The organism is Boseongicola aestuarii (assembly GCF_900184815.1).
Lineage (GTDB): Bacteria > Pseudomonadota > Alphaproteobacteria > Rhodobacterales > Rhodobacteraceae > Boseongicola > Boseongicola aestuarii.
This window is the reverse complement of sequence record NZ_FXXQ01000033.1, coordinates 1-7,785: the sequence shown is the minus strand read 5'-3', so window position 1 is coordinate 7,785 and position 7,785 is coordinate 1. Positions and strand designations below refer to the sequence as shown.

Sequence of the window (7,785 nt, the reverse complement as noted above, 5' to 3'; positions counted from 1 at the left end):
ATGGTCGCGTCTATCGGGTGAACGTCACATCAGACGGCTTTGAGATGGACGGCCAGACGTTCTCATCTCTCAGTGCGGTCGCCAAACGGATCACAGGGGCCGAGTGGAGCGGCCCCCGCTTCTTTGGACTGAACAGGCGCGCCGCGTGAAACGTATCCGCTGCGCCATTTACACGCGCAAGAGCTCAGAGGATGGGCTGGAGCAGGACTTCAACTCGCTCGATGCGCAGCGTGAGGCCTGCGAGGCCTATATCGCCAGCCAGCGTCACGAAGGGTGGGAGTTGCTACCCGATCACTACAATGATGGAGGCATCTCAGGCGGGCATCTTGAGCGCCCTGCCCTGCAGCGGCTGATGGAGGCCGTCGATGCAAAACAGGTCGATCAGATCGTTGTCTACAATATCGACAGGCTGACGCGATCCCTTGCTGACTTTGCCAAGCTGGTGGATCGGTTGGATCAGGCAGAGGCCTCCTTTGTCTCGGTCACCCAGTCGTTCAACACCGCAACCAGCATGGGGCGCCTGACACTCAATGTATTGCTCTCCTTTGCCCAGTTCGAACGCGAAGTGACGGCAGAGCGCATCCGGGACAAGATCGCGGCCTCTAAACGCAAAGGTCTCTGGATGGGTGGCAATGTGCCTCTGGGGTATGGGCCGCAATACGCCTAGCGGAAGTTCTTTCAGGCCCTATCCAGCCAATGCCCCACGCGATTTGACCATCAGAGCAGTCCTTCGCCGCATTGCTGCAGAACAACGGAATGGGCTCGAAGCGGTTATTCGCTGCGCTTTTCGCAAACGACTGCTATGCGGGACAAACCCGCCGTTTGCTACATCTCAGCACCCGATGGCCGAATGGATGACCGCCTCGCGGACGAAGTAGACTTCAAGAAAACAGGAGTGCTGAATAACCCGCGGGCAGGAAAGACACGTCTTATCTACCCGAGATTTTGAAAAAACCCATATAACAGGTTAATTAGCAACTGCACGCCAGCCACCCATGGGAGTGGATAAATTGTCGGAGCTTGTATTTTTTTCTTGTGCGTTAATCGCCCCGGTCTTGTTTTGGCTTGGTAGTCGTGGTTTCAAATTGAAGTCAGTCGGTCAAACTTGGATTGTCGCAATCTGCTTACCGTTTTTTGGGGCGCCAATTATTGCCATTCTCTGGGACATTTTTGGTGTCACGGGTTTAACGATCAAAATTGGCGAACGTTTGGTATATTGTGACATTGAAGAGTTTTATATAGGTTTATCAAAGGATTGGAGCTGCCTCAATTCAGCTCGTCGCTTAACAAATATAATCGAACAGACGATCTTATTTGCTCCAATGTTCGGAATACTATGGTTGCTACCCCGCCCCCCGTTGGTTCGTGTGCTTCATATAGTCGCGATGTTGCCGACCTTCTTGATTGTAAGGTCGGTGTTGAGCGGTTTTGCAATTCTTTTTTCCGGCGAACTTTAGCGAATTTTGTTGGACAAAGTTTTTTTCAACACCGGGCGAATGGCACCAATGACTGCTGTGCGGGACAAACCAGACGTTCGCTGCAACGCGGCACCGGGTGCTCATTTGAATGACCGCTCTGCGGACAAAGCCGGCAGAACTTTTCGGCCATTACAAGAGGCGACACCTAACGCTGCAAATCGCCCAAGATAGTCGAAATCGCCACCAGAATATCAGTTCCCCAAACTCGCATTAGCCCCAGCCAAAGCGCGAAAACGGCGGCTTCGATCCAGAATGACTTCGGACGGAAATGACCAAACTGGCGGGCAATCAAACTCATACTCCGAGCGAACAGTCCCACCCATGCGGTAATGCCGATGAATAAAAAGCCTAATACGAGTATGCCTATTGCGGCACCGTCGCCGGCGCTGACCGTTATCTCATCGAGGTATTTTGTCGCCGACCATGTTGCCAGAAGCAGCAGGATGAAGACGGCTCCAAAGCTTCTCCAACCCAGTATCGGCAAAGCCGTGGTCAAGTAAATCACCAATGCATAGGCCAACAAATCCATATCAAAGGCTAGCTTGTTTGGACCGTGCCTCGCAAGAAGTGCGCGTTTGGGGTCATGGAACGATTGCGAGATGCCTTAGTCAAACCCAGTACGACCGCCATCGCCTCAGAAGACCCAACGGCGCCAAGGACGAGTTCCATCTCGCCGCCACCGTCCATAACCTCCGCAAACTCTCTAAACTCTGGCCAATTCCGGTGTGAAATGCCAGACAGAAGGCGTTCGCGCATCATTCCCACCGCCGTTACCCATGACATCCACGACAGGTTTGGAGGGTCTCCGAATGTGTTGGTCGGGATGCCTGATGACTGTCCGCTCCGGGCTCGAAGCGGTTATTCGCTGCGCTTTTCGCAAACGACTGCTATGCGGACAAAACTGCCGTTGGCCGTAAATTCTTGATCGCTTAGGCCGCACTTGCACGACAAAGGCAACTCGCCCGTATTGGAATGTCTGCACGGGCAACTGCTTGGTCGAGCGCCAGCTTGATATGAGGCAACTCGACGTCTTCGCCGCGACGCATCAGGCACTCGTGTAAGCCGTGAAGTGCCCATACATTCCGCGGATGCTGGCTCGGACGGGGTAGCTTGCCATCGAGGCCAAGGTCCGCTCGATAAACTGCCTCGGCCTCTTCGTATTCGCCAGCTTCGAGCAGAAGGGCGCCCAACGCATGCCGGGTTGGCTGCGGCCAGGACCAGGGCTCCTCATATTCAAGATTGTCGTCCAGATCGACGGCCTTGCGGAGATGGTCCAGACCTTCTTCGCGCCTCCCAGCCTTGAACGCAATTTCTCCCTTCATCATCTCCTCTCCCACTGCCAGCACGTCGCGTGCGGTGTTATTGAAGAGCATTCTTGTATCAGGTACCTCCGCATAGGCCGCCGTGAAGTCAACCATAGCGGCCTTTGCTTCCTCGTGGCGTCCAAGGTTCGCCAACGCCACTGCTTTTGCATAAAAGATTAGTGCATTGGTCGTGACATAGAGTTCCTTGTCCTCGGGCTGGTTTAGCTCAAGGATTTCCGACCACATGCCGAAGCGGATGTAGACGTGTGGAGCGGCTGCGACAAAGGTTTCAAAAATATCGGGATATGAACGGACGACTTCATCGGGAACCTCCTCGCGCAGGCGTTTCGCCGCATCAATGGCCGGCCCCTTCTGCGCGAGAAACATTGCGCCGTATGAAGCGAAGTGAAGGTTGTGGATTCGATAGAGTGCGTAGAAATTTGCGGCACCTGCGTATTCCTTGAATGCATCGTCTACTTTGGCTGCGAGGAGATTGCGGTGCAGCACGTTCTGATACTCTCCGCACAGAACGTCGATGTGAGTGCCCATGTGCACGAGGTGTCCGGCATCGGGGACGAGGTCTGTCAAGCGATCCCCGTGGCGCAGCGCACGCTCCGGGTGAGGCGACATCTCCATTAGATGGATGTACATGTGCAGTAGCCCAGGGTGATCCCATGCTCCGGGCGTCTGGTCGAACGCACGTTCCATAGCCGCCATTGCTTCGGGCGTCGATGCGTTAGGGTTTGGAACGCCTTTGTGAAAATCCCAAAGCTGCCATGGTGTCCGGTTCATCAATGCCTCGGAAAAGACAAAAACGATGTCGAGGTCGTCGGGGTAATCCTCATAGACAGGCTTCATTGCAGCAGCAAAACCATCATTGAATGGCTGATAGTCCTCAATCTCCGGGTCGGTTGGGTAACGAGACGCCAACGCCTCTATGAGAGCACGTTCTGCCGGCTTGGCACTCGTCAACGCGAGGCCAGCTTTTAGAGCAACATGAGCGCGATAAAGCGCTGGCTCTTTTTCCTCTGGTGTGAACACTTCCCACGGCTTGTTGTAATTCGGGCCAAGCGCGTAGGCGATGCCCCAATGTGCGAGAGCGCATGCAGGATCTGCTTCAAGCGCCCGTTCGAAACATACGACGGCCTCTTCGTGATTATACGCAAACAGCCAGACCAGGCCACGGTCGAACCATTTCTGTGCTTCTGGTTCAGCACTTGCGGGTCGACTATATGTTCCGAGATCAAAATAATCGGACATCTGCTTTGCTCCTCAAATTCCCAAAAAGGAGCCTAGCACATTTCACGTTCGCAGCAAAAAAAGCGCTCAAGATGAATGAACGCTTTGGGCTCTGAGCGGCCGTTCGCTGCGAGTTGCACCAATGTCGGCTGTGCGAGATGTTTCCGTCATTCGCACCTACATGGTTTCTATCGATAAGGGAGTGGCGGTGAGCAAAATTGGACGTGTCAAAACGCTCTAGGTAGACACTATGCCAACTCAGATTACTCCGCCATCGACAATCGCTCGACCATTTCAAGGTAGCCTCTGGTTCGCGCATGCTCGAGTGGAGTTATCCCGCTCCGGTCAGCCAAACTCCGATCGGCACCGGCGCTGAGCAGAGCATCGAGGACAGCCTGGTGGTCTGACCCACCATCTCCGAGCACAACTGCCTCCATCACAGCGGTCCAATGCAAGTTGTTTATGTGATCCAGCGGTGCGCCGGCTGCGATCAGACGCTTGACGACTTCTACATGGCCCAAGTGAGCTGCCGCGATCAGCGCCGTGCCGTCATAGGGGCTTGTGATTAACCCCGGATCATTGCCTAGATCCAGAGCGAGTGTCATTAGTTCCGGGTCATTCGCTACTGCGGCGATTGTCACAACATCATATGCTTGAAAATCTAGAGCGTTCATATCCGCGCCCGCGGTTCCAAGTGCCTTTAACGCCAAATCGTTTGAGGCAAAGGCTGCGACATGAAGCGGTGTCCGAGCTCTTCCGTCGCGAGCGTTAACATCTGCTCCTTCGGCAACGAGCATTTGAATTCCCTCGACGTCTCCCTCGTGCGCGGCACGGAACAAGCCTTCGTAGGCCGCCAATTCGTTAGCCGATGGTTCGGTTTGTGCAGTGGCGCTCCCGGCCGCACAAATAATAAGGAAGACGAGTAGTTTGTTGAACATTCCAGCTCCCCTTGAATGTAATTAGTAGCTATGCAAGCTAATCGGCCAGAGGCGCCAGCTCAACAACCGCATTGCGGTCAAAGCGGAAGTTGGAAGAAGGCATCTGTCAATTCGAATATCACTCGCTCCTGACATTGCGATCAGTTGCGCACTTTATGGTACGGACCATGCACAGTGACAAACGACTGTCTAAAGCTGCTGCCGATCCTTCGAACAGGTAAGAACCTAGACTGCAATTCCCATGCATTCTATTTCAACCTTCATCCGCGGATCGACGAGCGCTGAAACCTCCACAAGGGTCGAGGCCGGGCGATGCTCTCCAAAATACACCTCGCGTGCCGGATTAATGAGCCCGCGTTCAGAAATGTCAGTCAGGAAGATCTGCACTTTTGTGACTGTGTGCGGCCTGCCACCAGCAGCACGAAGACATACATCCATTGCGTCTAGCGCTATATCAAACTGTGATTTCGTGTCCTCCGGGATATGCCCGTCAGCCGTCATTCCGACTATACCTGAAACCCATATCAGCTCACCTGCACGCACAGAATGGCAGTAGTGGCTCACGGGCTTCATCTGATCCTCAATGAGAAAACGCTTAATCTCCATGATTTCTCTCCAGTTTTTTCGTCTACAGTTTATCCAACTGATTCATGAATTGACGCGCAGCAAAAACAGAAAACCAACAAGCATAGCTGCGCGGCCAAACTTTCTTTTTGTTTTGGCCTCGATGAATATGCCGCGAGTTGCCCGCGAAATAAATTGGTCGTTTCTTGCTTTGCGCTCGCTCCAAATTACGGAAGGGGCTTTCCGCCTATTCTCCCAAAGCAATTCCTTCGCGCCTCGGATCAGCGCCGCCGCTCAAAGATTCCGACACTTGAATGGCATGTAGACCCGAATTCAGAGCACGCGTATTAACCTCGAACCCAAAATCCGTCAGCGCGGCCTCCAAATTGACTGCATCCGTTCCTTCCTCAAGGTCATAGCTTCCAAAGCGATTGACCAGATGAGGCATGGAGACGGCTTGCTGTACATCCATGCCCCAATCGATATGTGCGATGATGGCTTGTGCAACATAACCGATGATCCTGCTGCCGCCGGGCGAACCAATCACAAGGCTGGGTTTGCCGCTGCTCAAAACAATTGTGGGAGACATGGACGAACGGGGGCGTTTGCCCGGCTCAATCCGGTTCGCGATTGGCAAGCCATCGCGCTGCGTGCGGAATGAGAAATCCGTCAGCTCATTGTTAAGCAAGAATCCTCGGACCATGAGACGCGAACCGAAGCCGTTTTCTATGGTCGTCGTCATGGACAACGCGTTTCCGTACTGATCGACGATCGAAATGTGCGATGTCGACGGCAGCTCCAAGGACTCATCGTCCGCCAAAAGCATGGCGTGGTCCCATTCCGGTGAACCAGCGGCGACCTCTGGCAATGCATCGTCGCCAGTAAGAAGCGACGCACGTTGATCCAAATAGGAATCTGCCGTCAAACCCATGGTCGGCATGGGAACGAAATCGCTGTCAGCCATGTAGCGGCCGCGATCTGCAAAGGCCAAGCGCGAGGCGTCACCAATCAGGCGCCAGGCATCGGCGCTTTCGGGACCCATCGCTGCCAGATCGTACCGATCCAACATTCCGAGAATTTGCCCGACGGTGAGCGCCCCTGAAGATGGTGGTCCCATTCCGCAGACCTCACTTTCGCGATACGCAACGCAAACGGGGTCGCGCTCGATCACTCGGTAAATGGCAAGGTCTGTCGCGCTTAGGACACCGGGATTGCCCGCAGCGGTTCTTACAGTGGCAACGATATCATCCGCGATAGCGCCGGTGTAGAAAGCGTCGCTTCCATGTGCTGCGATCAGCCGGAGGGTATTGGCATAGTCATCGTTTACCAATGTATCGCCGGCCTGCAATGCTTCACCACCCGGGAAGAAATAGTCAGCGGTTCGGGTAAATGTCTGAAGACGTTCGGCTCCGCCAGCTATCGAACTCGCCATCCGTTCGGAGACTGTGAACCCGTCTTCGGCCAGCGAAATCGCGTTCTCAAACAGTCCGGCCCACTCTGCGCGACCCCAACGCGCGTGAGCTTCTTCCATCAGCATTGGTGTGCCAGGAGTCCCAACTGATCTGCCACCAACGACCGCGTCCCAGAACCCCATCGGCTCACCGTCATCAGTCTGAAACAGTGTTGGTGTGACAGCCAGGGGGGCGGTTTCACGACCATCCAGAGTAATCACTTCACCGGAGTTAGCATCATACCAAACCAAAAAAGCTCCACCGCCGAGCCCAGAAGATTGGGGCTCAACCAGCCCGAGCACAGCTTGAACAGCAACCATTGCATCTGCCGCTGTTCCACCACGGCGAAGAACGGCGGCCCCAGCTTCGACCGCTAGCGGATTGGCCGCGGCAACCATCCAGTTTTCCGCAGTTGTAGGCGCCCCAGCCTCTTTTGCAGCAAGCGCAGCTTGCGCTGCCCCTGAGAGCGTATCGAAATCGGATAGAGCACTTCCAGCTTCGGGGGCAACTGCATCTGCCGCCTGTTGCGCGAACGATGAAGTTAAGAAACATGCCGAAATCACGACCGATGAAAGAAACGCGCGTATCATTTGATCATCCTCGTTTGCTGGAATTACGGCGATGCTGACCTAGGGATTGCAGAATGCAACCATTTAGATGTTTCCTGGCGCCCATTTCCCCTTCGTCCTGTGTGGATGGCTCCTGCAAAGCAAGACGTTTTTTGCGAGTGGTTTCTGGTCAGAAGCGGTCTTGTGTCCGGCCTGTTTGCGCGGTGCATCTGACCGCTGGCCCTGATGGGTTCCGCGGATCG

General features: G+C 54.5%; 7 protein-coding genes and 1 pseudogene. 3 read left to right on the top strand and 5 right to left on the bottom strand.

From position 1 onward, the window contains the following. Nucleotides 1-44: 44 nt before the first annotated feature. From BOA8489_RS19575 to BOA8489_RS19565, 3 genes and pseudogenes are all read left to right on the top strand, one after another. A complete protein-coding gene (locus BOA8489_RS19575; protein ID WP_245814005.1) occupies nucleotides 45-149 on the top strand; it encodes a DUF2924 domain-containing protein in 105 nt (34 codons plus the stop codon). Continuing rightward, nucleotides 146-649: pseudogene (locus tag BOA8489_RS19570) on the top strand (recombinase family protein); the annotation flags it as partial. The gene BOA8489_RS19575 and the pseudogene BOA8489_RS19570, both read left to right, overlap by 4 nt. Nucleotides 650-1,010: 361 nt before the next feature. Then, nucleotides 1,011-1,457: a hypothetical protein gene (locus BOA8489_RS19565; protein ID WP_141138349.1), complete on the top strand. Its 447-nt coding sequence runs from the start codon at nucleotides 1,011-1,013 to the stop codon at nucleotides 1,455-1,457. Nucleotides 1,458-1,623: 166 nt separating this feature from the next. On the opposite strand, the gene BOA8489_RS19560 is transcribed toward BOA8489_RS19565, so the two are convergent. The 5 genes from BOA8489_RS19560 to ggt all read right to left on the bottom strand — a co-directional run bounded on the left by BOA8489_RS19560 (nucleotide 1,624) and on the right by ggt (nucleotide 7,564). Further along, nucleotides 1,624-2,007 (bottom strand): hypothetical protein, encoded by a 384-nt coding sequence (locus BOA8489_RS19560; RefSeq protein ID WP_093975998.1) that lies wholly within the window; start codon nucleotides 2,005-2,007, stop codon nucleotides 1,624-1,626. 400 nt (nucleotides 2,008-2,407) lie between these two features. After that, nucleotides 2,408-4,042, bottom strand: coding sequence for a tetratricopeptide repeat protein (locus tag BOA8489_RS19550; RefSeq protein ID WP_093975996.1), 1,635 nt, complete (start codon nucleotides 4,040-4,042; stop codon nucleotides 2,408-2,410). A gap of 242 nt (nucleotides 4,043-4,284) precedes the next feature. After that, nucleotides 4,285-4,959: an ankyrin repeat domain-containing protein gene (locus BOA8489_RS19545; RefSeq protein ID WP_093975995.1), complete on the bottom strand. Its 675-nt coding sequence runs from the start codon at nucleotides 4,957-4,959 to the stop codon at nucleotides 4,285-4,287. Between the two features lie 225 nt (nucleotides 4,960-5,184). Then, nucleotides 5,185-5,565, bottom strand: coding sequence for a RidA family protein (locus BOA8489_RS19540; protein ID WP_093975994.1), 381 nt, complete (start codon nucleotides 5,563-5,565; stop codon nucleotides 5,185-5,187). 205 nt (nucleotides 5,566-5,770) lie between these two features. After that, entirely contained in the window at nucleotides 5,771-7,564 is a 1,794-nt protein-coding gene (gene ggt, locus BOA8489_RS19535) for a gamma-glutamyltransferase (protein ID WP_093975993.1), read from the bottom strand. Nucleotides 7,565-7,785: the final 221 nt, after the last annotated feature.

Coding starts and splice junctions, on each gene's coding strand:
- BOA8489_RS19575 (WP_245814005.1), top strand. CDS start 45: ATGGACGGCCAGACGTTCTCATCTCTCAGTGCGGTCGCCAAACGGATC.
- BOA8489_RS19560 (WP_093975998.1), bottom strand. CDS start 2,007: ATGGATTTGTTGGCCTATGCATTGGTGATTTACTTGACCACGGCTTTG.
- BOA8489_RS19550 (WP_093975996.1), bottom strand. CDS start 4,042: ATGTCCGATTATTTTGATCTCGGAACATATAGTCGACCCGCAAGTGCT.
- BOA8489_RS19545 (WP_093975995.1), bottom strand. CDS start 4,959: ATGTTCAACAAACTACTCGTCTTCCTTATTATTTGTGCGGCCGGGAGC.
- BOA8489_RS19540 (WP_093975994.1), bottom strand. CDS start 5,565: ATGGAGATTAAGCGTTTTCTCATTGAGGATCAGATGAAGCCCGTGAGC.
- ggt (WP_093975993.1), bottom strand. CDS start 7,564: ATGATACGCGCGTTTCTTTCATCGGTCGTGATTTCGGCATGTTTCTTA.